General features: G+C 39.7%; 24 protein-coding genes, 8 tRNA genes and 1 rRNA gene (1 of these 33 running past the window's edge). All 33 read left to right on the plus strand.

Annotated elements, in window-relative coordinates; genetic code table 11:
* A 23S ribosomal RNA gene (locus tag BO15_RS0105920) occupies positions 1 to 2,216 on the plus strand (it extends 678 nt beyond the left edge of the window).
* Between the two features lie 67 nt (positions 2,217 to 2,283).
* Positions 2,284 to 2,356, plus strand: a tRNA-Asn gene (locus tag BO15_RS0105925).
* A gap of 5 nt (positions 2,357 to 2,361) precedes the next feature.
* Positions 2,362 to 2,433 (plus strand) — tRNA-Glu (locus BO15_RS0105930).
* A gap of 21 nt (positions 2,434 to 2,454) precedes the next feature.
* Positions 2,455 to 2,527 (plus strand) — tRNA-Thr (locus BO15_RS0105935).
* A gap of 63 nt (positions 2,528 to 2,590) precedes the next feature.
* Positions 2,591 to 2,664, plus strand: a tRNA-Ile gene (locus BO15_RS0105940).
* Positions 2,665 to 2,683: 19 nt separating this feature from the next.
* Positions 2,684 to 2,757: transfer RNA gene (locus BO15_RS0105945), tRNA-Asp, on the plus strand.
* A 22-nt stretch (positions 2,758 to 2,779) separates the two neighbouring features.
* Positions 2,780 to 2,852 (plus strand) — tRNA-Val (locus tag BO15_RS0105950).
* Between the two features lie 27 nt (positions 2,853 to 2,879).
* Positions 2,880 to 2,963 (plus strand) — tRNA-Leu (locus tag BO15_RS0105955).
* A 29-nt stretch (positions 2,964 to 2,992) separates the two neighbouring features.
* Positions 2,993 to 3,066, plus strand: a tRNA-Arg gene (locus BO15_RS0105960).
* A gap of 346 nt (positions 3,067 to 3,412) precedes the next feature.
* The gene (locus tag BO15_RS0105965; RefSeq protein WP_033153234.1) at positions 3,413 to 4,081 is read left to right on the plus strand and encodes a hypothetical protein; all 669 of its coding nucleotides are present in this window, start codon (positions 3,413 to 3,415) and stop codon (positions 4,079 to 4,081) included.
* 115 nt (positions 4,082 to 4,196) lie between these two features.
* Complete coding sequence (msrA, locus tag BO15_RS0105970) at positions 4,197 to 4,682, plus strand: peptide-methionine (S)-S-oxide reductase MsrA (protein ID WP_033153236.1); 486 nt, start codon at positions 4,197 to 4,199, stop codon at positions 4,680 to 4,682.
* A gap of 2 nt (positions 4,683 to 4,684) precedes the next feature.
* Complete coding sequence (locus tag BO15_RS0105975) at positions 4,685 to 5,185, plus strand: hypothetical protein (protein WP_033153238.1); 501 nt, start codon at positions 4,685 to 4,687, stop codon at positions 5,183 to 5,185.
* Positions 5,186 to 5,314: 129 nt separating this feature from the next.
* On the plus strand, positions 5,315 to 6,256 hold the full coding sequence (nikB, locus tag BO15_RS0105980) for a nickel ABC transporter permease (protein ID WP_033153240.1): 942 nt from the start codon (positions 5,315 to 5,317) through the stop codon (positions 6,254 to 6,256).
* Complete coding sequence (gene nikC / locus BO15_RS0105985; protein ID WP_033153241.1) at positions 6,253 to 7,083, plus strand: nickel transporter permease; 831 nt, start codon at positions 6,253 to 6,255, stop codon at positions 7,081 to 7,083. Before nikB ends, nikC begins: the two co-directional genes overlap by 4 nt.
* A gap of 51 nt (positions 7,084 to 7,134) precedes the next feature.
* Positions 7,135 to 8,694: an ABC transporter substrate-binding protein gene (locus BO15_RS0105990; RefSeq protein ID WP_033153242.1), complete on the plus strand. Its 1,560-nt coding sequence runs from the start codon at positions 7,135 to 7,137 to the stop codon at positions 8,692 to 8,694.
* A gap of 19 nt (positions 8,695 to 8,713) precedes the next feature.
* A complete protein-coding gene (locus tag BO15_RS0105995) occupies positions 8,714 to 9,520 on the plus strand; it encodes an ABC transporter ATP-binding protein (RefSeq protein WP_033153244.1) in 807 nt (268 codons plus the stop codon).
* A complete protein-coding gene (locus tag BO15_RS0106000; RefSeq protein WP_052169796.1) occupies positions 9,499 to 10,176 on the plus strand; it encodes an ABC transporter ATP-binding protein in 678 nt (225 codons plus the stop codon). Before BO15_RS0105995 ends, BO15_RS0106000 begins: the two co-directional genes overlap by 22 nt.
* Positions 10,177 to 10,268: 92 nt before the next feature.
* The gene (locus tag BO15_RS0106005) at positions 10,269 to 11,048 is read left to right on the plus strand and encodes a class I SAM-dependent methyltransferase (RefSeq protein WP_033153246.1); all 780 of its coding nucleotides are present in this window, start codon (positions 10,269 to 10,271) and stop codon (positions 11,046 to 11,048) included.
* Positions 11,048 to 11,812, plus strand: coding sequence for a class I SAM-dependent methyltransferase (locus tag BO15_RS0106010; protein ID WP_033153248.1), 765 nt, complete (start codon positions 11,048 to 11,050; stop codon positions 11,810 to 11,812). The genes BO15_RS0106005 and BO15_RS0106010 overlap by 1 nt, the downstream gene beginning before the upstream one ends.
* A gap of 15 nt (positions 11,813 to 11,827) precedes the next feature.
* Positions 11,828 to 12,724 (plus strand): LysR family transcriptional regulator, encoded by an 897-nt coding sequence (locus BO15_RS0106015; RefSeq protein ID WP_033153250.1) that lies wholly within the window; start codon positions 11,828 to 11,830, stop codon positions 12,722 to 12,724.
* A gap of 417 nt (positions 12,725 to 13,141) precedes the next feature.
* Complete coding sequence (gene hypB, locus BO15_RS0106020; protein ID WP_033153252.1) at positions 13,142 to 13,810, plus strand: hydrogenase nickel incorporation protein HypB; 669 nt, start codon at positions 13,142 to 13,144, stop codon at positions 13,808 to 13,810.
* 34 nt (positions 13,811 to 13,844) lie between these two features.
* Positions 13,845 to 15,557, plus strand: a complete 1,713-nt coding sequence (gene ade, locus BO15_RS0106025; RefSeq protein ID WP_242843755.1) for an adenine deaminase — start codon at positions 13,845 to 13,847, stop codon at positions 15,555 to 15,557.
* Between the two features lie 43 nt (positions 15,558 to 15,600).
* Positions 15,601 to 16,044 carry a VanZ family protein gene (locus BO15_RS0106030; RefSeq protein ID WP_081828569.1) on the plus strand — a complete coding sequence of 148 codons (444 nt, stop codon included), beginning with the start codon at positions 15,601 to 15,603 and terminating at the stop codon, positions 16,042 to 16,044.
* A gap of 41 nt (positions 16,045 to 16,085) precedes the next feature.
* Positions 16,086 to 17,018 (plus strand): carbamate kinase, encoded by a 933-nt coding sequence (gene arcC / locus BO15_RS0106035; protein ID WP_033153254.1) that lies wholly within the window; start codon positions 16,086 to 16,088, stop codon positions 17,016 to 17,018.
* A gap of 3 nt (positions 17,019 to 17,021) precedes the next feature.
* Positions 17,022 to 19,376 (plus strand): ferrous iron transport protein B, encoded by a 2,355-nt coding sequence (feoB, locus tag BO15_RS0106040; protein ID WP_033153256.1) that lies wholly within the window; start codon positions 17,022 to 17,024, stop codon positions 19,374 to 19,376.
* 262 nt (positions 19,377 to 19,638) lie between these two features.
* Positions 19,639 to 19,848, plus strand: coding sequence for a FeoA family protein (locus BO15_RS0106045; RefSeq protein ID WP_334291136.1), 210 nt, complete (start codon positions 19,639 to 19,641; stop codon positions 19,846 to 19,848).
* 16 nt (positions 19,849 to 19,864) lie between these two features.
* Positions 19,865 to 20,092: a FeoA family protein gene (locus BO15_RS0106050; RefSeq protein WP_033153260.1), complete on the plus strand. Its 228-nt coding sequence runs from the start codon at positions 19,865 to 19,867 to the stop codon at positions 20,090 to 20,092.
* 4 nt (positions 20,093 to 20,096) lie between these two features.
* Complete coding sequence (gene feoB / locus BO15_RS0106055) at positions 20,097 to 22,472, plus strand: ferrous iron transporter B (RefSeq protein ID WP_033153261.1); 2,376 nt, start codon at positions 20,097 to 20,099, stop codon at positions 22,470 to 22,472.
* Positions 22,473 to 22,484: 12 nt separating this feature from the next.
* Positions 22,485 to 22,628, plus strand: a complete 144-nt coding sequence (locus tag BO15_RS0106060) for a FeoB-associated Cys-rich membrane protein (RefSeq protein ID WP_033153263.1) — start codon at positions 22,485 to 22,487, stop codon at positions 22,626 to 22,628.
* Between the two features lie 105 nt (positions 22,629 to 22,733).
* A complete protein-coding gene (locus BO15_RS0106065; RefSeq protein ID WP_081828570.1) occupies positions 22,734 to 23,819 on the plus strand; it encodes a glycosyltransferase family 2 protein in 1,086 nt (361 codons plus the stop codon).
* Positions 23,820 to 23,883: 64 nt separating this feature from the next.
* On the plus strand, positions 23,884 to 24,021 hold the full coding sequence (locus tag BO15_RS13675) for a hypothetical protein (RefSeq protein ID WP_167541211.1): 138 nt from the start codon (positions 23,884 to 23,886) through the stop codon (positions 24,019 to 24,021).
* Between the two features lie 67 nt (positions 24,022 to 24,088).
* Entirely contained in the window at positions 24,089 to 24,886 is a 798-nt protein-coding gene (locus BO15_RS0106070) for a DUF4422 domain-containing protein (RefSeq protein WP_242843756.1), read from the plus strand.
* A 17-nt stretch (positions 24,887 to 24,903) separates the two neighbouring features.
* Positions 24,904 to 25,788, plus strand: coding sequence for a glycosyltransferase family 2 protein (locus BO15_RS0106075; RefSeq protein ID WP_033153267.1), 885 nt, complete (start codon positions 24,904 to 24,906; stop codon positions 25,786 to 25,788).
* The last annotated feature ends 1 nt before the right edge of the window (position 25,789 follow it).

The following is a 25,789-nucleotide window of genomic DNA, read 5'->3' on the forward strand; positions in this document are numbered from 1 at the left end:
AAAGGGCGATTAGTCAGTGGTTGTAGACCCGAAACCGGGTGACCTATCCATGTCCAGGCTGAAGTTTCCGTAAAAGGAAATGGAGGGCCGAAGCCACATCCGTTGAAAAGGGTGGGCATGAGGTGTGGATAGCGGAGAAATTCCAATCGAACCCGGAGATAGCTGGTTCTCCTCGAAATAGCTTTAGGGCTAGCCTCGTATTAGACTACTGGAGGTAGAGCACTGAATTCTTAAGGGGGCGTCAAAGCTTACCAAGAGATATCAAACTCCGAATGCCAGATAGCCGATGTACGGGAGTCAGACTATACGAGATAAGTTGGATAGTCAAAAGGGAAACAGCCCAGACCTACAGCTAAGGTCCCAAAGTGTGTGTTAAGTGGTAAAGGATGTGGGATTTCATAGACAACTAGGATGTTGGCTCAGAAGCAGCCATACATTCAAAGAGTGCGTAACAGCTCACTAGTCGAGAGGTCCTGCGCCGAAAATGTCCGGGGCTAAAACACAACACCGAAGCTTAGGAATTAACGTAAGTTAATTGGTAGAGGAGCATTCTTGCGTACGACGAAGCTGTACTGTAAAGAGCAGTGGAGGAACAAGAAGAGAGAATGCCGGAATGAGTAGCGAGATGAAGGTGAGAATCCTTCAGGCCGAATATCTAAGGTTTCCAGAGTAAAGCTGATCTGCTCTGGGTAAGTCGGGGCCTAAGGCGAGGTCGAAAGACGTAGTCGATGGATAACAGGTTGAGATTCCTGTACTGCAATAAATCAGAACTGTGGGGACGCATGGATAAAACTTAAGCCAGGAATGGAAAGACTGGTGCAAGCGAAAGAGTGGATAGGTTGGCAAATCCGCCTATCAACACAAAAGCGTGATGCGTATCGAAATTAAAGTAGAGAAGTAAGTAGAGTCTGTGCCGAGAAAAGCCGCTATTGTATTTATTGTACCCGTACCGTAAACCGACACAGGTGGATGAGGAGAGAATCCTAAGGCCGACGGAAGAAGCATTGTTAAGGAATTCGGCAAAATGACCCCGTAACTTCGGGAGAAGGGGTGCCTACTTATGTAGGCCGCAGAGAATAGGCTCAAGCAACTGTTTAGCAAAAACACAGGTCTATGCGAAACCGTAAGGTGATGTATATGGGCTGACGCCTGCCCGGTGCTGGAAGGTTAAGAGGAGAGGTTAGCGCAAGCGAAGCTTTGAATTTAAGCCCCAGTAAACGGCGGCCGTAACTATAACGGTCCTAAGGTAGCGAAATTCCTTGTCGGGTAAGTTCCGACCCGCACGAAAGGCGTAATGATTTGAGCACTGTCTCGACAATGCATCCGGTGAAATTGAAGTACCAGTGAAGATGCTGGTTACCCGCGCCAGGACGGAAAGACCCCATGGAGCTTTACTCCAGTTTGGTACTGGGATTCGGTACTGCATGTACAGGATAGGTGGGAGACTAAGATTATGGGACGCCAGTTTCATATGAGTCACTGTTGGGATACCACCCTTGTAGTATTGGATTTCTAACCAGCCGCCGTGAACCGGTGGTGGGACAATGCCAGGCGGGGAGTTTGACTGGGGCGGTCGCCTCCGAAAGGGTATCGGAGGCGCTCAAAGGTTCCCTCAGAATGGTCGGAAACCATTTGAAGAGTGCAAAGGCAGAAGGGAGCTTGACTGCGACACCGACGGGTGGAGCAGGTACGAAAGTAGGACTTAGTGATCCGGTGGTATAAAGTGGGATTGCCATCGCTCAACGGATAAAAGCTACCCTGGGGATAACAGGCTTATCACTCCCAAGAGTTCACATCGACGGAGTGGTTTGGCACCTCGATGTCGGCTCATCGCATCCTGGGGCTGTAGCAGGTCCCAAGGGTTGGGCTGTTCGCCCATTAAAGCGGTACGCGAGCTGGGTTCAGAACGTCGTGAGACAGTTCGGTCCCTATCCGGCGCGGGCGTAGGATATTTGAGAGGAGCTGCCCCTAGTACGAGAGGACCGGGGTGGACGGACCACTGGTGTATCAGCTGTCGACCAACGGCATAGCTGAGTAGCCAAGTCTGGACGGGATAAACGCTGAAGGCATCTAAGCGTGAAGCCCCCCTCAAGATGAGATATCCCATTCCTTTAAGGAAATAAGATCCCTTATAGACGATAAGGTAGATAGGTTCAAGGTGTAAGTGTGGTAACGCATTCAGCTGATGAATACTAATAGATCGAAGGTTTATTCTAAAAGGAAGATATGTAGATTCGGAATACTGTGTGAAGTTTTGAGGTTGCTAGTCAACCAAAATAATAATCCTCAATAGCTCAGTTGGTAGAGCACTCGGCTGTTAACCGAGTTGTCGTAGGTTCGAGTCCTACTTGGGGAGCTGATGGCTCCGTGGTCAAGCGGTTAAGACATCGCCCTTTCACGGCGGTAACACGGGTTCAATTCCCGTCGGAGTCACTTGCCTTTGGCAAACAATAAGCCGATGTGGCTCAATTGGCAGAGCAGCTGATTTGTAATCAGCAGGTTATCGGTTCGAGTCCGATCATCGGCTTTTTTCTATTGAGTAGAAAGAGGCCAATTTTTTTTATAAGGGTCTTGCTTGTATACACAATATGGACCTTTAGCTCAGTTGGTTAGAGCAACCGGCTCATAACCGGTCGGTCCAGGGTTCGAGTCCCTGAGGGTCCACTTTCTATAAATATAATATGGCCTCATGGCTCAGTTGGTTAGAGCGCCGCCCTGTCACGGCGGAGGTCGAGGGTTCAAGTCCCTCTGGGGTCGTTTCCAGTTCTATATTATTTGTGGGATCTTAGCTCAGCTGGGAGAGCATCTGCCTTACAAGCAGGGGGTCACAGGTTCGAGCCCTGTAGGTCCCATTCACAATCATTAATTTGATTGTAGATGCCGTAGTGGCGGAACTGGCAGACGCGCGGGACTTAAAATCCCGTGGTGGCGACATCGTACCGGTTCGATTCCGGTCTACGGCATTCACTCTTTGAGTGAAACTGAATATTGTGTGTGTGTAGCTCAGCTGGATAGAGCACTTGGCTACGGACCAAGGTGTCGGGGGTTCGAATCCTCTCACGCACGCTAAATTAAAAGAAAAAGAGATAGGTTTTACCTATCTCTTTTTTCTTTTAACTCACCGGCAGGTCGAATTCGAACAGGTTCGAACTCTCGCCTGCCGGCTCGGTCGGCGCTAAACGACGTCCACTGGACGTCAGCGCCCTCTCACGCACGCTAGATTAGTTGACAGTATATAGGTGTTATGATAAAAATTCATTATGAGTGATAATGCGTATTGCGCTTTGTATGGAAATTGTAAATGATCCTAATAGTCCTACGAATAGCAACAAACACTGGGATGTAAATACATTAGTATCCCAGATGAAGAGTGTTTGGAAATATAATATATAGTTAAATTGGAGAGGAAGAGATGAAAAAATTACTTGTATGTTGTCTTTGTGGTTTATTGTTAGTTGGATGTGGACAGTCCAACATAGATAACACATCAGAATTAGAAAGCTCAGAGGAGACTAATCAGGTACAAGAATCAGTTGAAAGTGAACCAGAAGAGGAAGAAGAAACAACTGAGGAAGAGCCTGAAATAGCAGAATATCCATTAAACCTAGATATATCAGGTTGTGATACATTTACTCAGATTGTAGACACAGTTCTTGAGCCGGGAATGGGTTATACAAACGAAACAATCGGTGATACAGATGCATTATTAGTATGTACATTTGCTTACGATAATATGGATGGTAATATGGCAGCCATTGATTCGGCCATATATGTTTATAATGATGGTGTGCCAGAGTGTATTGGTAATGTATCATCTATAGGCACTGCTTATCCACTTGCTGTAAAGGATGGATACTTGTATGTTGGAATTCATCATGGCACAGCAAAATACACTATAGAAAATAATGAGTTAATTGAAGTGGAGTCTTCATGGATAGAATATGATGATGAAGGTAACGAAGAATTCTACTATCATGAGGTAGCAGGGGAAGAGACAAAATCAGAAAGCTCTGACGTAGTAGAAAGCATTCAGAATGAATATGATGAAGCCACAATACTTAACTTTGATGTAATTCAATAATTCTAAAAGAGAAGCGCTAGCAATGCTAGCGCTTCTTTAATATTGCAGAAGAAAAGCTGATACAATTCAATGGTATGTGATATAATTTCTACAGACTAGTTTTGGAGGTACAATCATGAAAGCATATTTTGCAGGTGGATGTTTTTGGTGTGTAACACCTATTTATAAAATATATGGAGTAGATCAGGTGACATGTGGTTATTCAGGTGGTGATGAAGTAAATCCTACATATGAGGATGTTAAGGCGCAAAAGACAGGACATAGGGAAACTATTGAATTGACATATGATCCAGCAAATGTGACCTATGACAAATTGCTTGATATTTATCTTGCAAACGTTGATCCATTTGATGGAGAAGGCCAGTTCATTGATAAAGGTTTTTCATACACATTGGCCATTTATTACAATACAGATGAGGAAAAGGCAATTGCTGAAAAGAAGATAGAGGAGCTGGAGCAGGAGACAGGTGAGAAGGTTCAAATCTCCGTAGAAAAGTTTAAAAGCTTTTATGAGGCAGAGGAAGAACATCAGGATTATTATTTAAAAAATCCAGAAGCCTTTGAAAAGGAATTAATAGAAAGCGGTCGAAAGGAGTCATAATCATGAAGGAGAAACTAAAAAAGATAAAGGTGTTGTTTGGTGATGTAGATAACACACTTCTTTGTCTTAAAATGTATAACGAAGCGGGCAAAAGAATAGTAGGTTTTGAAGATGCTAACGACTGGCTGAAATATAACATAAACAATAATGCTTACATCAAATGCCAGGCTCCTAGAGGAGTAAAGAATCTTATTGATGATTTGCATTTTAATCATGGTGTTAAAATATATGGCTTAACAGAGTGTAGTAATTCTTTTGAATACAACTCGAAGTATAACCGTCTGAGAGAGTGTTACCCAGGTGTTTTCGAGCATCATGGAGATCTGATTTCAACAGAAACACGACATAAAAAAGTTCTTATAATGAAAATGATTGCAGAACGCGACGGCTACAATATGGACGAAATTATGTTTATAGATGATAGCTATACAGAAATCATGGAAGCTTTTGGAGCAGGAATCTTGGCCATGCATACCACAGAAGTTATGGAGCGATTCATGTAATAAAGGTATTCCAAAACGGAATATAAGCTATACATAAATGAATACACAATACCCCTTAAATCTATTGCGATAAACAAAGTATGATTATAAAATTTACTTTGTATGTTTTAAAGAATAAGGGGTATTTTTTTGGTATATATAATTAAAAGGGTATTACAGTTAATACCGATTCTGTTTGCAATTACATTTCTTTCATTTGCAATGATGAGACTTGCAGGAAGCGATGTTGTTGAGCAGAAAATGTTGAACACAGGACAGGTTATTTCAGAGACACAGCTTGAAATGGCAAGGGAACAATTAGGCCTTAATTCTCCATTTTTAGTTCAATATTTTAGATGGCTTGGCAATTTGCTTCACGGAGATATGGGCGTTAGCTATGTCTCTGGCAAGGATGTGTTTGAGACTTTTGTTTCAAAGCTTCCTGCCACAATACTGCTTACAGTTACATCGATTGTGCTTACAGTCATAATATCCATTCCTCTTGGAGTAATATCAGCTGTATATCAAAACAAATTCATAGACTACATAATTAGATTTTTTAGCTTTATTGGAAATAGTTTGCCTAATTTTTTTGTATCCTTGGTACTTATGTATTTCCTAGGAATCAAATTGGGATGGCTACCAATTATTTCAAAGGATATTAATAGCACTAGTATAATCATGCCAACTTTGACTTTGGCTATAGCTATGTCTTCAAAATATTTGCGTCAGGTTCGCACAACTGTGTTGGATGAATTGAGTAAGGATTATATTGTGGGGGCAAAAGCAAGAGGTGTAAAGTTTTCCGTTACATTAATGGGAAGCGTGCTTCGTGCCACACTTGTAACAATAATTACATTGTTGGCGCTGTCCATTGGAAGTCTTTTGGGTGGAACAGCTATTGTGGAATCCATTTTCATGTGGGACGGAGTGGGAAAAATGGCAGTAGATGCAATAAATATGCGAGACTATCCTATCATTCAGGCGTATGTAATGTGGATGGCCATCATCTATGTGCTAGTTAATCTCATTACAGATTTATCATACAGATTCTTGGACCCAAGAATTAGATTGGGGGATAGAGAATCATGAAAAAGAAAATGAAATTAATCGTAATGAGTGCCTTAGTTTTGCTTGTTATTTGCATGGCTATTTTTGCACCATTTATATGTCCATATGACCCTTATGAGCAGGATTTAAGTATTGCATATCAAACTCCTAGTTTACAGCACCTTATGGGTACGGATGCCTACGGCAGAGATATGTTTTCAAGGGTAATAATAGGAGGACAGGTAAGCATATTATCGACACTGGCTCTGGTAGCAATTATTGCAGTATTTGGCACAACCATAGGAATTATATGCGGATACTTTGGTAATAAAGTTGATTTTGTTGTTATGAGAATATCTGATTTATGTCTTGCTTTTCCAGGATTAGTATTTGCACTTGCAGTTGCAGCAATACTAGGTGGAGGTATCGTAAATGCGGTAATAGCATTGGCGGTTATAAGCTGGCCAAAGTATTCTCGAGTGGCTAGAGGACTTACACTATCTATAAAGGATTGTGCTTACATTGAGGCAGCAAAATTAGCAGGAGATAATTCTCTTCAAATAATTTGCCGTCATGTGATTCCAAATATATTAGGACCAATCATAGTTACAGCCACATTAGATATTGGAACAATGATGATGGAAATCGCAGGTTTATCATTCCTAGGCCTTGGCGCGCAGCCACCTGTAGCAGAGTGGGGAAGTATGATGTCTAATGGACGAAGCATGTTGCAGACTTACCCATGGGTTGTATTATCACCTGGAATTGCAATTTTTATATCAGTAGTTATTTTCAATCTTTTTGGAGATACATTACGTGACGCAGTCGATCCGAAAAACATATCAGGATCGTTAAAGAATAAAAATTAGAAATTTCTATAATAAAGAAATTTTTAATATATAAAATAAGGAGTATTTATAATGAAAAAGTTAGTAGCAATGTTTCTTGCTTTGACACTTACAGCAGCTACATTTGTAGGCTGTGGAACAAAAGCAGAAAACCAGACAGCTGATTCTAGCGCAGAATCAGGGAAAAAGACATTTGTCTTTGGAGACACAACATTTAATGCAGAAAATGAAGAGGCAAATATTGATCCACATGACACATATTGTGGATGGGCAGCAATTAGATATGGAGTGGGAGAGACACTATTCAAGTTCAATGACAATATGGAACTTGAGCCATGGATTGCTGAAAGTTATGAAAACATTGATGAATTAACATGGAAGATTACACTTAAGGATGGCGTAACATTCTCTAATGGAAATCCTTGTGATGCAGAGGCAGTAAAGGCTTGCATCGAGGATTTGGTTGCAGTTCATGAACGTGCAGCAGGAGATTTGGCAATTGATTCAATTGAGGCAGATGGCCTTGAGCTTACAATTAAAACTACAACACCAAAGCCAACATTAATTAATTATCTTTGTGACCCTTATGGATGTATTATAGATGTTACTGCAGGAAATGCAGATGGAATCGTTGTTGGTACAGGTCCATTTGTTGCAACAGAGTTGGTTACAGATGACCATTTAAATCTAGTAAAGAACGAGAATTACTGGGGTGGAAATGTAAATATTGATGAAGTAACTGTTCTTACTATCTCTGATGGAGATACACTTGCAATGGCACTTCAGAATGGTGACATTGATGCTGCTTATGGTATGGCATATGCAAGTTATCCATTATTTGAAAATGATGATTATGTATTTACAAGCACAGCAACAAGCCGCGCGTTCTACCTTCAGATGAATTACAATTCAGATATCATAAAGGATGATGCAGTACGAGAGGCCATTGCTCTTGGCATTGATAAAGAGGGATTCGTAAATACGTTATTAAATGGATATGGTTATGTAGGTTCAGGTGCATTCCCAGATACATTCCCATTTGGTGCGGGCGTAAATGCCAAGGAGTATGACCCTGAAAAGGCTAAGGAAGTTCTCGAAGCAGCAGGTTGGGTTGATACTGATGGTGATGGAATCAGAGAAAAAGATGGAAAGACTTTAACAATCAATTGGGTGTCATATCCTAGTAGACAGGAGCTTCCTCTTTTAGCTGAGAGCGCTCAGGCTAATTTGAAAGATATCGGAATCGATGTACAGTTAAATGTAACAGCTGATCACGGCACAATCGTTTCAGAGCCTACAGGCTGGGATGTATATGCAGCAGCATTTGTTACTGCTGGAATCGGTGATCCAATGTATTTCTTCAGTACACACTGTTTATCAGATTCAACAAAGAACCGTGGGGCATATTCTAATGCAAAATTAGAGGAGCTTGCACAGGAGATGAACAACACATTTGATGTTGATGAAAGAAACGATTTAGCTGTTCAGATGCAGCAAATAATTTTGGATGATGATGCATTTGTATTCTGCTCATTCCTTCGTATGAGCATGATTTGCAAGTCCAACGTTACAGGCTTGACAGCTCATTCTAGTGATTATTATGAGCTTACAGCAGAATTAGACATTAATTAATTTGAGGAGAGCTTACGCTATGAATGAAACTTTTTTTGATTACAATTCAGTAAGTATAGAATTTGATGGAAAAGTGGCAGTTAATAGCGTAAGCTTTTCTATTAATAAAGGGGAGGTACTTGCTTTAGTAGGTGAATCTGGCAGTGGTAAATCTACAATAGTAAAGTCCATAATTGGTATATTAAATTCCGATGGAAAAATAACACAAGGTGAAGCGATATTCGAAGGGGAAAATCTCTTTGCTAAAAAGGAAAAAGAGTATAGAAATATACGTGGCAAAAAAATCGGAATGATATTCCAGGATTCACTAGGCTCCTTTTGCCCAATAAGGACAATTGGAGATCAGATAACTGAAGCAGTGAGAGCCCATGAAAAAATAAGTAAACAAGAAGTAAAAACAAAGGCAGTAGAGCTATTCCATAAGCTGAACTTTAGTGAACCGGAAAAACTATGGAAAAGCTATCCTTTTGAGTTGTCAGGTGGAATGAATCAACGTGTGGGAATCGCTATGGCGATGCTGCTCAATCCACCATTACTTTTGGCAGATGAGCCAACAAGCGCATTGGACCCTAAGGCTACAGATATGGTTTTAGAGGAACTGAATAACATGCGCAAAAATCTTGGAACATCAATTATTATAGTTACCCACGATATGTCGATTGTGCCAAGAATAGCAGATAAGATATTAGTATTAAAAGATGGAATGGTAATGGAATCTGGTAAGGCCGCTGATGTTTTGAGTAATCCTCAAAATGATTATACTAAGCTTTTATGTGATGCAGTACCAGTTTCAGGGAGAAAAGGATGGAACCTTTCATTACAGTAGAAAATATATGTAAGACATTTTCTAGAAATGATAAACAGAATACAGAGGTCTTGAAGGGCATTTCTTTTCAGGTGAACCAGGGCGAATGTCTAGGAATAGTTGGGGAATCTGGAAGTGGAAAAAGCACATTGGCACGAATTATGCTTGGGCTAATTCCGGCTACAGATGGAAAAATCATCATCAATGGAAAAGAACAAAAGGGAATTAGACTCGGTAGCCAGATGGTATTTCAAAACCCAAATGAATCCTTTAATCCACGTAAAACTATTGGTTATGGTGTAGGTGAAGGTTTAAAAAATAAGGGGGTACCACAGGACAAAATTGACGAAAAGATAGATTATCTTTTTGATATGTGTGGTCTACAAAGGGAGTTAAAAAATAAATACCCACACCAAATCAGTGGAGGCCAATGCCAGCGAGCTGCCATAGCAAGAGCATTAGCTATGAATCCAGATATACTTATCTGCGACGAGGCCACTAGCGCCTTGGATGCCACTGTACAAAAACAGGTAATCGAACTGTTACAGGAGCTAAGAAGAAAACAAAATATTACTATTATATTTATCAGCCACAACATGGCACTTGTAGAAATGTTTTGTGATCGAGCCATTCTGATTGAAAATGGCACAACAAAAAGAACTTTTGGTCCAACATAGCCCAAAACTATGGCTATTAACAGTAAAATAAAGTAAAATAAAAACTGTTCGGAAACAATCCAGTTTCTGAATAGTTTTTTGTTTTTAAGATTATGGAAAAGTTAGCAAATGATAATAAAGCCTATTGGATTAACAGGGCCAAGGGCTATTCAGAAGTTAATAAAGAAGAATTATCTGGGATTCAGCACGACACATGGAAAGAGTTTTTGGTGTCAGAGATATCTAAGTGTTACCCTGACAGGAACCCTGGCTCAATAAGAATTTTGGATGTTGGTGCAGGTCCTGGTTTTATATCTATCATTTTATCAGAGGCAGGCTACCAGGTTACTGCCTTCGATTTTGCAGAGACTATGCTGGAAGAAGCAAAGGCTAATGCAGGTGAACTATCAAAACAAATCAGTTTTGTTCAGGGAGACGCATTAAACCTTCCATTTGAAAAAGATTCTTTTGATGTGGTATTTTCACGAAATCTTACTTGGAATCTTCCAGACCCAGCAAGAGCATATTCTCAGTGGCTCTCTGTTTTGAAGCCAGGCGGACTGATGCTAGTGTTTGACGCAAATTGGTATTCATATTTAGTAGATGAAGATAAGCTTCAGCAGTATAAAACAGATCGAGACAATGTAAAAAACAGTTGTCTTGAAGACTACAACATTGGCGATAATTTTGAGCAGATGGAACGCATCGCTCTGTCATTGCCACTTACAGATAAAATTCGTCCTAAGTGGGATTTGGATTTTTTAAATAGCATTGATGCAGGACAGGTGTCTGTTATCGAAGACATTGGAAGCAGATTATATTCCGAAAAAGAAAGGATAAATTATAATTCTACCCCACTATTTATGGTTAGAACGGTAAAAGGGTTATTTTAATGGGTGAGTTACACTATATTGCCTTTGAGGAAGAGGCAGATAATATAAAAGAAAAAGTAGAAAGTTACTGGACTAAAAGAGCAGATGGCTTTTTCGATTTAAGACATGATGAAATAGAAAGCAATAAAGCTGATAGATGGCTTAAGGAAATAGAAAAGTATTTACCAACTGGAAGAAGTCTTAAAATTCTTGATGTTGGATGCGGTGCAGGTTTTTTTGAAATCATTTTAGGAAAGCTTGGACACGATGTTACAGGAATAGATTTAACTGAAGAAATGGTTGCTAAAGCCAATGAAATGATTCGTATATACGATATGGATTCTTCTAGGGTAAAAGCAATAGTTGGAGATGCAGAGAATCTTGATTTTGGAGATGAAGAATTTGATGTGGTAATCAGCAGAAATCTTACATGGACACTGCCACATCCTATTGATGCATACGCTCAGTGGCACAGAGTTCTTAAAAAGGGGGGAGTACTGCTTAATTTTGATGCAGAATATGCTAAGGGAGCTCATAACCTTAAAAGCCCAGAAAATCTTGCTCACAAGGATATACCTGACAGCCTTAAAGAAGAATGCCACGATATTTATCACATGCTTACAATAAGTATGCTGGATAGACCACATTGGGATGAACATGTTTTATCTGATATGGGATTTTCATCAATTGAGGTTGATGATGATTTTGGAAATAGAATATTTGTAGAGCATGACGAGTTTTATATACCAGACAAAATGTTTAGTATCAAAGCTGTTAAAGCATAATGATGGGGGATTATTATGGAAATAAAGCAATTAAAATACTTTGTTGTAGCTGCAGATGTAGGGTCTTTTAGTGAAGCCGCAAAGGTTTTATATACAACTCAATCTAGTGTTAGCAAGGTAATCTCTGCTCTCGAAAAGGAATTAGGCTACAACCTTTTTCAAAGAGAGAGCAAAGGTATTGCTTTAACATACGAAGGAGTAAAGTTTCACAATAAGGCTAGCGTTCTTGTTTCTGATTTTGAAGCACTAGAAACAACTAGTGTGGAGAACAATAACATCGTAAAAATTAGTATTAACCATAGTTCATGGTTGGCAAACTGTTTCTCAGATTTTTATGAATTAAATAAAGATGATGATATTTGCTACAGCATTCATACAGACACAACTCATAACATTATAAATCGTATGAGAATAATGGAGGATGAGGTTGGATTTGTATACGTATTTCCAGATACAAGGTTGCAGTTTGAATATGAAATAAAAAAATATCAGCTTAAATTTGAAAGGCTAAAATCAGTGGATGGAATGATATATTTTCAGCCAGATGATGTTCAGCAGAATAGAGATTATTCGAGCAAGATCATACATGATTTAAAGTATATTCAGTCTGAGCAGGATGATTATATCAGACAGGAGTCATTCCAAACGGAGGATGGTGAGCCTGTAAATATTAAAAACGATATTGCTGTAATTACAAATAGTGATTATGTTATGCATGCATTATTGAAAAATAATTCATTAGCAAATCTTAGTGCAGATAGTTTTAATAGTTATGATTTAGGAATTAGACCAGGAATTCGACTCAAAAATACAAGAGGTAGTATCGACTTTGGAATTCTCACAAATGAGAGCGGAAGACAGAGCAAGCAAGCAAGGGCATTTGTGGATTATATTAAGAAACAACTACTTTAATTTTTAGAAACTCTTTTTTTGAGTAAAGCGATAAAGTGCGAATATTCAAGGGTTTGAGGGATAATTTGACAAAAAATAAATTTTGAAAAATTGTGAAGAAATTATGAAAAAAGACTTGCACAAATGTGTATTAAGTGTTATATTCTATATCGTACTAGCGAAAAGCTAATACCAAATTTTTCATAACTCAGCGACCAAGGGCAACTTTGGTCGCACTCCCCGAACTTCCAGTCGGCGCGTTGGCGCCGGCTTTTTTTTATTCACAGCGAATTTATAAAAATTCACACGAAACAAAAGGAGTGACTTTCTACTTTAAGCCGGGACTTCCTTTTTAAATAGATATGGTTTTTTACACGCCGTATAGGTATAATAAATCATACGAGTATTTCGTATGTTTTTTAGTTAGGAGTATTAATAATGGGTGAAGTTAAAGTAATTGAAATCGGTGAAAGCGTATTTGCGGAAAACGAAGCAGCAGCTGATGCAATTAGAAATCAAATGAAAGAGCAGGGCACATTCTTTTTAAATGTAATGTCTGGTCCTGGATCAGGAAAGACAACTACACTTTCTGCTCTTATTAATAGAATGAAAGATAAATACAAAATCGGAGAGATGGACGTTGATATCGAAACAAGCATTGATGCTCAGCGTGTAGCTGATGCTACTGGCGTTCAGTCTATCCAGATTCACAATATGGGACTTTGTCACATCGATGCTGACATGACAAGCCGTGCATTGATGGAATACGACACAACTGATTTAGATTTATTGATTTTGGAAAACATTGGTAATCTTGTTTGCCCAGCAGAGTTTGATGTTGGTGCCAATAAAAATCTTATGTTGCTTTCAGTTCCAGAAGGAGATGATAAGCCTCTTAAGTATCCTCTTATGTTTGAGATTAGTGATGTAGTATTAATCAATAAGATTGATACACTTGAGTACTTTGATTTTAGTAAGGAAAAGGTTACAGAAAGAATTTTGAAGCTCAATCCAAATGCAAAGATTTTCTTTGTAAGTGGAAAGACTGGCGAAGGACTTGATGAAGTTGTTGCTTGGTTAGAGGATGAAATTGCTGCAGTAAAATAGTTTTAAATGTTCGGCTTTATATAAGGAGAATAATTTGAATTATCAGCAGAAGAATATGACAAGAAGCGAGTACGAAGAATTTTTGAAAGTTTCAGCTGGCGAAATGCCAGCTGATTTAGTACTGCGCAATGGAGTATATCTTGACGTATTCACAAATCAATTCAAAAAAGGTGACATCGCAATTAGCAAAGGCAGCTTTGCGGGAATAGGTAAATACGAAGGTAAAGTGACCATCGATATGACAGGCAAGACAATTGTGCCTGGATTTATCGATGGTCATATTCATATAGAAAGCACTACGGTTGTTCCGGAAATTTTTGCAAAAGAGGCAATTCTTCATGGAACCACAGCAATACTGACGGATCCTCATGAGATTGCAAACGTAATGGGAACCGATGGAATAAAGTATATGCTGGAAGCTACGGAAAATCTTCCTATGGATATATTTTTTATGATTCCATCCTGCGTACCATCCTGTGAGTATGACGAAAGTGGCGCCCAGATATTTGCCCAGGATATGAAGCCGTTCCTATCAAACAAAAGGGTATATGGAATTGCCGAGCTGATGGATGTAAATGGTGTTGTTAATCGCAGATTCGACGTGGTTGACAAGACTTATCTTGCCATTATGGAGGATAAGCTGATAGATGGACATGCTCCGTTGGTAACAGGACAGCAATTGATGGCTTATGTTGCAGCAGGAGTTCTTTCAGACCATGAATGCTCAAATATAGATGAGGCAATGGAAAAGCTAGGTACTGGTCTTTGGATAATGATAAGAGAAGGTACAGCTGCGCAAAATCTAGAGGCTCTAATTGATTTGTGTAAAGAACCATATGCATCCAGATGCATGTTCTGCACTGATGATAGGCACATCAATGACATAATGGATTATGGCCACATCGATAATATAATCAGAAAAGCAATCAGTTTGGGAGTTGACCCAGTAATTGCTTACAAAATGGCTTCATGCTCTGCCGGAGTATACTTTGGACTGCGAGATAGAGGTGCTATCTCACCTGGATTTCTCGCAGATTTTGTGGTGTTAAATGATGTAAAAACGGTGGATATTGATAGGGTATTTAAAGCAGGGGTGGAAATGACCTCTGAATATTTAGCGGCACATTGCAAAAGCAATATATCTTCTGAACTTATAGAAAAGTCTCATAACACCTTTAACCTACCAGTGATAACAAAAGAACTGTTGCTAAACAAAGAAGCTTTGCCAGTTCTTGGTTTGGTAGAAGGTCAGCTGATAACTACAAATGAGGGTAAATCCGAGGCAATAGATGTATCAAAGGATATTCTAAAGGCTGTTGTTGTGGAAAGACATAATGGCACAGGCCATATAGGAATGGGATTTATAAAAGGATACGGCCTGAAAAGAGGGGCAATCGCAACCTCTGTTGCACACGACGCACACAACATCATCGCTATAGGAGTGGCGGAGGAAGATATATCTACGGCCATCAATGAGCTAAAGAAAATCGGCGGTGGAATTGTGGTGTACGATGGCGAAAAGGTGCTTAAGACTTATCCTCTTACTGTTGCCGGATTGATGAGCGAGGTAAGTGCTGCTGATGCAAAAACAAAGCTGGATGAGATTCATGAGGCTGCCTATAAGTTAGGCGTAAACAAAAATATTGATCCATTTATGACATTAAGCTTTACAGCATTACCTGTAATACCGGAATTGAGAATTACCACTTATGGTGTGGTTAATGTTAATGATTGGAAAATAGTTTAAATAACAAATCTATTTTAGTGGAATATATGCTACAATAGCACTTATGGATAAGAAAAGAATTTTTATAACAGTAGTAATTGCTCTCTGGATTATGCTGATTTGGGGACACAGCATGCAGCCAGCCACAGTATCGGAGCTAGAAAGTGGACGCGTATTATATTATCTAGGTAAAATATTCCCAGCTTTACTTGCAAGCGAAGGTGGAATGGTTATTGTTAGAAAAGCTGCTCATATTACAGAGTTTCTTATTTTAGGAATTCTACTTACAGTAGCTTTTGCAAACAAAATATATGGAAGGTTTAACAGATTCACAACTCCAGCCCTTACAGGTCTTTTTATAGCATTCATTGATGAGACAATACAGCTTTTTGTTGTAGGACGCTCAGGGGAAGTAAGAGACCTTTGGTTTGATTTTGGTGGAGTCGTACTTGGAACGCTTATTGCACTTGCTTTTTCAAGCGGAAAGCGAACCCGTAGAAAATATTAAGGTGCAAGATTAAAAATATATTCTAAAAGTGGAGGCAGCATATGGGAAAAAAGAAGATAGTTATCGCACTGGGACACGACGCATTAGGTACAACTGTACTTGAGCAATGGAATGCAACAAAGCGTACCGCAGTTGCAGTAGCAGAGTTTATCAAGCAGGATTATCAGGTTGTCGTTACTCACAGCAACGGGCCACAGGTTAGTATGATTCACACTGCAATGTCTGAGTTCTACCAGAACCATCCTGATTATACATCTACACCAATGTCAGTTTGTTCAGCAATGAGCCAGGGATATATCGGTTACGATTTGCAGCAGGCTATCCGTTCAGAGCTTGTGGGATGTGGTATTTACAAGCCAGTTTCAACTATCCTTACACAGGTTACAGTTGATCCATATGATGAAGCCTTCTATAGGCCAACAAAGATTATTGGCAGAGTTATGACGGAGGAGCAGGCAGAAGCCGAGGAAGCAAAAGGAAATCACACAGTTAAGGTTGAAGGCGGCTACAGAAGAATTGTTGCTGCTCCAAAGCCAATCGAGATCGTTGAAATTGATGCTATCAAAGCTTTGTGCGAAGCAGACCAGGTTGTTATTGCAGCAGGTGGCGGCGGTATTCCTGTTCTCACTCAGGACAACAGCCTAAAGGGTGCATCAGCAGTTGTTGAAAAGGATACAGCTGCAGGTCTTCTTGCTGCAGAGCTTGAAGCAGACATGCTGGTTATTCTTACTAGTGTTACAAAGGTATGCAAAAACTTTGGCAAGCCAAACGAGGAGCCTCTCGACTATATCTCAATTGCAGAAGCAAAAAAGATGCTTGAGGATGGAGAGTTTGGTGAGACAGATATGGCACCAAAGATTCAGGCAGCTATTGATTATATTGGTGATTCAGCAATTAGAAAGGTATTAATCACAAAACTATCAGATGCTGGCAATGCTGTAGGCGGCCAGACTGGTACAATGATTGGAAAATAATAAATGACCATTAGAGATTTAGAGATTGGACAAACAGCGAGAATTGATGAAGTAGGAGGAGAAGGGGAACTTAGACAACATTTCTTGGATATGGGAGTTATACCAGGTGTAGAGGTTACTCTTGTTAGATTGGCACCTATGGGTGATCCTATGGAGCTTCGCGTACACGGCTATGAGCTCACCCTCAGATTGGCTGATGCTGCTCAGATAAAAGCCACTCTTGTGGAAAAGAAAGCGCAGGAGGAAAGCATTACTGCCAAGAAAGATAAGCATGATATAAACCATCCTGGCTTAGGTGAGGAAGGAAAGTATCATCTCAAGGGTGACGGCACCCCACTTCCAAAGGGCGAGATGCTTACATTTGCCCTTGTGGGCAATCAGAATTGTGGTAAGACTACTCTCTTTAATCAACTCACTGGAGCCAATCAACACGTTGGTAATTTCCCTGGTGTTACAGTAGATAGAAAAGATGGTGCAATCAGGGGTAAAGAATATACATGCATTACAGACCTTCCTGGAATATATTCAATGTCACCATATTCTAGTGAAGAGCTTGTCAGCAGAGACTTTGTTTTAAAAGAAAAGCCAAAGGCTATAATCAATATCGTTGATGCTACAAACATCGAGCGTAACCTTTACCTTACAATGCAGCTTTTGGAACTTAATATTCCTATGGTTGTTGCTCTTAATATGATGGATGAATTAAGAGGCAACGGTGGTTCGGTAGATATTAACCGAATGGAAAAAATGTTGGGGGTTCCAGTTGTTCCTATTTCTGCAGCTAAAAACGAAGGTATTGATGAGTTAGTTGCTCATGCACTTCATATAGCTCAGTATCAGGAAAAGCCAGAGATAGACGATTTCTGTGATGAAAACGATAACGGCGGTGCAGTGCATAGATGTATCCATGGTGTTATTCATCTTATGGAGGATCATGCTAAAAGAGCAGATATCCCTGTTCGCTTTGCAGCCAGCAAAGCCATCGAAAACGATGCGCAGATAATAAAGCGTCTTGATTTAGATGAAAATGAAATAGAGACATTAGAGCACATCACAAAGCAGATGGAAAAGGAAAGAGGTCTCGATAGAAGTGCTGCCATGGCAGACATGAGATTTGCTTTCATTGAAAAAGTTTGCAATGAATGTGTAATCAAACCTAGAGAAAGTAAAGAGCACATTCGCAGTCAGAAAATTGACAAATGGCTTATAGGTAAATACACTGCAATCCCAATTTTTATTTGCGTAATGGCACTTGTATTTTTCCTTACTTTCAATGTTATAGGAGCATGGCTTCAGGGCTTGTTAGAAATAGGAATTGAAGCGTTGACCAATATTACAGACAATGCACTGACAGCTGCTAATGTTAATGTAACTGTTCACGAGCTTGTTATTGGAGGCATTTTTGAAGGTGTAGGAGGCGTACTAAGCTTCTTGCCTATCATCATAACAATGTTTTTCTTCCTATCAATATTGGAGGATAGTGGTTACATTGCCAGAGTAGCTTTCTTCATGGATAAGCTACTTCGTAAAATCGGATTATCTGGAAGAAGTATCGTTCCACTTTTGATTGGATTTGGATGTACTGTTCCAGCAGTTATGTCTACCAGAACATTACCAAGTGACAGAGATAGAAAGATGACAATTTTGCTGACACCATTTATGAGCTGTACAGCAAAGCTGCCAATCTACACCTTCTTTGTAGCAGCATTTTTCCCTAACCATGGATGGCTTGTGATTACAGTTTTGTATTTCCTTGGTATATTCTTAGGAGTGCTTGCGGCATTGTTCTTCAAAAAGGTTAGATTCAAAGGCGAGGCTGTTCCATTTGTTATGGAGCTACCAAACTATAGATTACCTAGTGCCAGAAACGTAATTCAGTTGCTTTGGGAAAAGGCAAAGGATTTCTTACAGAGAGCATTCACTGTAATTTTCCTTGCTACTGTAATTGTCTGGGTTCTTCAAAGCTTTGATACACATCTCAATTTAGTATCAGATCAAAAGGATAGCATTCTTGCACTTATAGCTGGCGGTTTAGCGCCACTCTTTGCACCTGTAGGTTTGGGAGATTGGAGAATCTGTACATCCCTTATTTCAGGATTTATGGCAAAGGAAAGTGTGGTTTCTGTATTGGAAGTACTATTTGGAAGTACTGGTGTTGCAGCTTCGATGTCCACTCTGACAGCATTTTGTTTGTTGGTATTCTCACTTCTATACACACCATGTGTTGCAGCCATCGCATCTATAAAAAGAGAGATGGGAAGCAAGTGGGCAGTATGCGTTGTTATTTGGCAGTGTGCAATCGCATGGATTTGCACTTTTATAGTACATACAATAGGACTACTCATGGGTCTAGTTTAATACTGAATATCTTTAGCAGAGTTTCACATACGTGAAGCTCTGTTTTTTTTGTTTACACTAATTCAAGTGAGAGACGCCTTTCTAAAATTAAATATAGAAAACTTGAGTTAGATACTTGAAACCACATCTGAATTGTGCTATGTTATATATGCGTTAGAGAAGGCTAACGCTAATTCATATTAGCTAACATTGGTTGGGTGTGATTAATTATAGGCCGGTACAGCTAATTGAGGGATAAATAAAAGTAAGGAAGTAATATATGATGCCATTAGTAGTTGCGCCAACAGGCGAAGAACAGATGATTAAGCGAATTGGCGGTTCAGAAGAAGTGAAGCGTCACTTGCAAGAGCTTGGTTTTGTGCCAGGGGGATTTGTAACAGTAGTAAACGAGATAGGTGGAAACCTAATCGTTAATGTTAAGGAGTCAAGAGTAGCTGTTGATAAACAACTGGCTCAAAAGATATTTATATAGTAAAAAGGAGAGAAAAATGAAGACATTAAGAGATGTAAGTGTCGGTGAAACAGTTACAGTTGCTAAGCTTACTGGCGAAGGCGCTGTAAAGAGAAGAATCATGGACATGGGTATTACAAAGGGTGTTGAGATTTACGTTCGTAAGATTGCTCCATTGGGAGATCCAGTTGAAATTACAGTTAGAGGATATGAGCTTTCTGTACGTAAGGCTGATGCAGAAATGATTCTTTTAAAGGAGGATTAGAAAAGTGGGAATTCGTATTGCGCTTGCAGGTAATCCAAACTGCGGTAAAACAACATTGTTCAATGCACTTACAGGTTCTAACCAGTTCGTTGGTAACTGGCCAGGTGTTACTGTAGAGTACAAAGAGGGTAAATTCAAAGGTGATAAGGAAGTTACAATCGTTGACCTTCCTGGTATCTATTCACTCTCTCCATATACATTAGAGGAGGTTGTATCTCGTAACTATCTTATTGATGAAAAGCCAGATGCAATTATCAATGTTATCGATGGTACAAACCTTGAAAGAAACCTTTATCTTACAACACAGATTGTTGAGCTTGGTATCCCAGTAGTTATCGGTATCAACATGATGGACGTTGTAGAAAAGAATGGTGATAAGATTAACGCTGCAAAGCTTTCAGAAGAAATCGGTGTTCCAGTTTATGAGCTTTCTGCTTTAAAGAACAGAGGTCTTAAGGAAATCGTTGATGCAGCAGTTAAGGCTGGAAAGGAAGCTAAGCCACAGTCACCAAAGCACAGATTTGATGGTTCAGTAGAGCATGCACTTGCTCACATCGAGGAGCTTTGCTTACATAATATTTCTGATGAAAATGTTCAGAGATGGTATTCAATTAAATTATTTGAGCGTGATGAAAAGATTCAGGAAAAGCTTGGTCTTACATCTGATGTTATCGCTCACATCGAAAACGACATTGCTTCATGCGAGAAGGAAATGGATGATGATTCAGAGTCAATCATCACTGGCGAAAGATATAACTACATCGGTACAATCATCAATGGTTGTGTAAAGAAGGGTTCAAAGGGAATGACAACATCTGATAAGATTGATCAGATTGTTACAAACAGATTCCTTGCACTTCCAATCTTTGCAGTAGTTATGTTCCTTGTATATTTTGTATCAGTTACAACAGTTGGTACATGGGCTACTGATTGGGCAAATGATGGTGTGTTCGGCGATGGATGGCATTTATTTGCTATTGGTTCTGCTGATTATGCAGATGCAGCAGATGAGTATACAGCAAATCAGCTTATCGTAGATGGCTATGATTTATATGTAGAAGAGAATGGCACAGAGCCAACAGGCGATTTCGAATATCCTGTAGAGGATGAAGAGACAGCTGCTGTTGAATACGAGACAGCTACACTTGCTGATTATGAGGCAGCTGCAGCTTATGTTGAGGCAAATGAAGAGCCAGACCCGGCAAACTATGGAATTTGGATTCCAGGTGTTCCTGTGTTTGTAGAAGCTGGTCTTGATGCAATCGGTTGTAACGATGTAGTTAAGGGACTTATCCTTGATGGTATCGTGGCAGGTGTAGGTGCAGTTCTCGGATTCGTTCCACAGATGCTTGTACTTTTCATCTTCCTTGCATTCCTTGAGTCTTGTGGATACATGGCTCGTGTTGCTTTCATCATGGACCGTATCTTCAGAAAGTTTGGTCTTTCAGGTAAGTCATTTATTCCAATGCTTATCGGTACAGGTTGTGGTGTTCCAGGTATCATGGCATCACGTACTATCGAAAATGATAGAGATCGCAAGATGACAATCATGACAACAACATTTATTCCATGTGGAGCTAAGCTTCCATTCATCGCAATGGTAGCAGGCGCTATCTTTGGTGGAGCAGCTTGGGTTGCACCAGCAGCATACTTCCTTGGAATTTTTGCAATCATCGTATCTGGTATCATGCTTAAGAAGACAAAGCTCTTCGCAGGCGACCCAGCACCATTTGTTATGGAGCTTCCAGCATACCACTGGCCAACAGTTGGTAACGTACTCCGCAGCATGTGGGAGCGTGGCTGGTCATTCATCAAGAAAGCTGGTACAATTATCTTACTTTCAACAATCGTAGTTTGGTTCTGTACATTCTTTGGTGTTGTTGATGGAGCATTTACAATGCTTGAGGAAGACCAGATTGATCATTCTATCCTTGCTACACTTGGTAGATGCCTTGCATGGATTTTCATTCCACTTGGATTTGGTGATTGGGAGGCAACAGTTGCTTCTATCACAGGTCTTGTTGCTAAGGAAAACATCGTTGGTACACTTGCTATTATCTACGGTGCTTCTGGTGATGTTTACGAGACAATGCGTGCAGCATTTACTGATGCTTCAGGTTTTGCATTCCTTGCATTCAACCTTCTTTGCGCTCCTTGCTTCGCTGCTATGGGCGCAATCAAGCGCGAAATGAACAACACAAAGTGGTTCTGGACAGCAATCGGATATCAGTGTGGTTTCGCATGGGTAATCGGACTTATCGTATATCAGGTAGGTAAGGTATTCACAGGCGAAGGATTCACATTCGGTACAATCTTTGGTATCGCAGCTATCTGCTGCCTTGTATACGGATTGTTCCGTAAGGATAAATACAACAAATAAGAGGTAATAATTATGGGTACATTCATAGTAGTAGTTATATTAATTGCAATTGTTGCAGCAATAGTTCATTCATTAGTCAAAGCTCGCAAGCGTGGCGAACATCCAGCGTGTGGTGGAGACTGTGGTAGCTGCGGCGGAAGCTGTGGATGTCACTAACGTATATACGAATCCCTTGGTCGGTAACGGCCGGGGGATTTTTTAATTGATTAAAAAAATTAAGACATGTTGCGGACTATGTGGCTTTTTGGTATTATTTGAAGTATGAGCGAGGAAATCAAATTTTCCGTAATAATGCCTACATACGGAGTGGGCGACTATATTGGTGATGCACTTGGCTGTCTTCAAATGCAGACCTATGACAACTTTGAAGTTATCATAGTGGATGATTGTTCTCCGGATTCTTCGGGAGACATTGCTAGAGGATATATGGAGCGTGATGACCGCTTCTATTATGTTAAGCATGAGACAAATCAAGGAGTATCTGCTGCTAGAAATACAGGCATAGAGCATGCCACTGGGGACTACATTTTATTCCTGGACCCAGACGATTTATATGAAAGAAATCTTCTTAGAGTATGTGCAGCAGCCTTGGAAAGAAACCCTGTGGATTTGCTTGTATATAGCTTTACTGAGGATTATAGAAATGCAGCAGGCAAAATCGAATTCATGAAGGGGATTACCCTTGATATGATGGATTATGATGATGATATGGTTACCACAAGTGATGCTGCAACAATCCATAAAATGGCGATGCAGATGGAAGCCATAACAATGCTTGGTTATCCTTGGAATAAATGCTACAAGACAAGCATCATTAAGGAGAATAATCTTCAGTATCAAAAGATTAAGCATGTAGAAGATATTCTTTTTAACTGCGACTTTTTAGATTACACAACATCACTTACAGTGCTAAACGATGTTTTATATCACTACAGAAATCAGGGACAGGTTCGTCTTACAGGTGGAGAAATCGAGGACTACTTTAAGCTCCAAAAGATTCGTATCGAGAGAATCTATGACCAGCAACAGAAATGGAGGACCTGCGATTTCGAAGCGCTGGGTACTCTTTCAAAGGAATACTTCAGAAGCTTCCAATCAGCAATGGTTCGCCAGTTGGAGTCAGGCGTAAAGACAGACGATATTTTGAAATGGTGTAATGCGGAAGCAGAGACAGAACTGTATCAAAATCTTCGCAGATATATGCCGGAGGATTCCAAGACTCTGAAGCTTTTGTATAAGCCTCTGACAGAGGGAATGTTTGGGACAGCTCTTAGAAGAGCCAGACTTATGAAGTATACTAAGAGCCATTTCCCTGGAGTGTTTAATAGGGCTAAGCAGCTTAGATAGGCTGATTTGCTTTTAACAATTGGCTAAGGTATAATATAGCTAAGTTTCGAAGAGGAGGTTAAGGATGACAGATCAAGGGTTTTTAATTTTCTTTTTTGTATTAATACTTTTAGTAGTTATAGTGGCAGTTATAGCAGTAGTTTCTGCAGTGTCAGGAGCAGCAGCTGCAATCGCCGATGAAGAGGACGAGGAAGAAGCTTAGGCCACGTTTAATCAGGTTATGCTAGGGCACCTTTATGGTGCCCTATACTTTTAATTAGGAGATAGATTTGGATATAAAAATTATTATTGCAATGCACAAACCATTTCAGGTTCCAAGTGGAGAGGATTATGTTCCACTTCAGGTAGGTGCAGCAGGCAAAGATAGTATAGGTAATATTTTAAGGGACGATGAGGGAGATAATATCTCTGCTAAGAATCCTTATTATTGTGAGTTGACTGGTCTTTATTATGCATGGAAGAATTTGGATGCAGAGGCTATAGGCTTGGTTCATTACAGAAGATATTTTTCGCTAAAGTCTAAAAGTTACAGAAAGCATCATGGATGTTTTGATTCAGTGCTATCTCATGACGAGGCAAAGGCACTTCTTACAAGGGCAGATGTTATAGTCCCTAAAAAGCGCCGTTACTATATTGAAAGTTTGTATAGTCATTATGCCCATACATTAGATGGCGCACATTTGGATATAGCAAAAAAAATCGTAGGTCAATATTATCCAGAATACATGAGTTCATTGGTAAAGGTTTATGCAAGGTCATGGGGATATATGTTTAATATGGCCATTATGCCAAAGAAGGAATTGGATGAGTATTGTACTTGGTTATTTGATATCCTTGGCCGTATGGAAGAAAAGATAGATGCTTCATCATTGGATGCATTTTCAGCACGACTTTATGGAAGAGTTAGTGAAATTCTTTTTAATGTTTGGATTGATAAAAAGCAGGAGGAAGGTTTATCCATTGTGGAATGTCCTGTAATCGATATGGAACCAATCAATTGGCCAAAGAAGATTCTAGGATTTTTGCAAGCTAAGTTTTTCGGAAAGAAATACAAAGCAAGCATGTAAGATTAGAGGCGAGAATAATGAAAATATCAGTGATTACCCCATTCTATGAAGGGGAAAAATATATGGAAAAATATGTGGCTTGCATGGAAGCAAATCGCAAATCATTAGAGGCTGCTGGGCACAGCCTAGAGGTTGTACTTGTAAATGACAGCCCATGGAAAAAGCTAGAGGCATTGCCAATTAACAACCAATACTTTTCTGTTATTACAAATCCAGAAAACAAGGGAATACACTACAGCAGGGTATCAGGATTACAGTCATCAACCGGGGATTATGTTATGTTCCTTGATCAAGATGATTTGCTCGAAGCAGATGCTCTTGTAAAAATGGTAGATGCAATTTCTTCAAAATCGTGTGATATGATTATCGCAAATGCGAAGCTGGAGCAGGCAGATGGCTCATATTTATCATGGTATAGAACTGATGCTCACTGGAATAGAGTTTGGGATTTGCAGACATATCTCAAGGTAGGAATTCAAATCATCTCACCTGGACAGTGTTTGATAAAGAAAAGTGCGATTCCAGAATTTTGGAAGGAGCATTTGGTCAGAGTAAATGGCGCTGATGATTATTATTTATGGCTTCTTATGCTTGCAGCAGGAAAGCGAGCTGCTTATTTAAAAGAAGCTTTATACATTCATAAATACACTGGAGCAAACATTTCCGCAGATACATCTGCCACAGATGCTTCAGTATACGACTTTATAGAATTACTATACGATTGTGATTATTTTAAAGAGGAAGACATAATCACTCTCCACGAAATGATTACATATAAAGCTCAGTTTAGAAAGAGTAGCTTGATAGGTAAAGTCGGATGCTCTTTAGCAAATCTTGGAATATTTATTTTTAACCTTAAGTTTAAGCGAGAGACTAAGACCAAGTATGGTTTTAACAGATAAT

It is taken from the genome of Pseudobutyrivibrio ruminis HUN009, from assembly GCF_000703005.1.
Lineage (GTDB): Bacteria > Bacillota > Clostridia > Lachnospirales > Lachnospiraceae > Pseudobutyrivibrio > Pseudobutyrivibrio ruminis_A.